The sequence below is a fragment of the Bacillus sp. LR--39 genome (assembly GCF_053613335.1).
This window is the reverse complement of sequence record NZ_JBSIOT010001384.1, coordinates 1-558: the sequence shown is the minus strand read 5'-3', so window position 1 is coordinate 558 and position 558 is coordinate 1. Positions and strand designations below refer to the sequence as shown.

At 67.6% G+C, this 558-nt stretch carries 1 protein-coding gene; it reads left to right on the top strand.

Translation table 11 applies throughout. The features are described from left to right. A partial coding sequence (locus ACWHAR_RS30635) for a hypothetical protein (RefSeq protein WP_452088878.1) occupies positions 1-558 on the top strand: 558 nt, incomplete at both ends.

Genomic DNA, 558 nt, shown 5'->3' with positions numbered 1-558 from the left:
CGCAACAGGTCCAACAGGAACAACCGGAGCCACGGGAGCGACAGGTCCAACGGGTGCAGCAGGTCCAACAGGCGCCACAGGCCCCACAGGAGTAACCGGACCAACGGGTCCGACGGGAGCCACAGGAGCGACAGGAGCGACAGGAGCAACAGGGGCCACGGGAGCCACAGGAGCGACGGGTCCAACGGGAGCAACAGGGGCCACGGGAGCGACAGGTCCAACAGGAGCCACCGGAGCCACGGGTCCAACGGGAGCCACAGGAGCCACAGGAGTAACAGGCGTCACGGGAGCAACCGGAGCGACGGGAGCAACTGGAGCGACAGGAGCAACAGGGGCGACGGGAGCAACTGGAGCAACAGGTCCGACAGGCGCCACGGGAGCCACAGGAGCGACGGGTCCAACGGGAGCCACAGGAGCGACGGGTCCAACCGGAGCCACGGGAGTCACAGGTCCAACAGGAGCTACCGGAGCCACGGGAGTCACAGGTCCAACAGGAGCTACCGGAGCCACGGGGGCAACGGGAGCAACAGGAACAACCGGAGCCACGGGAGCGACAGG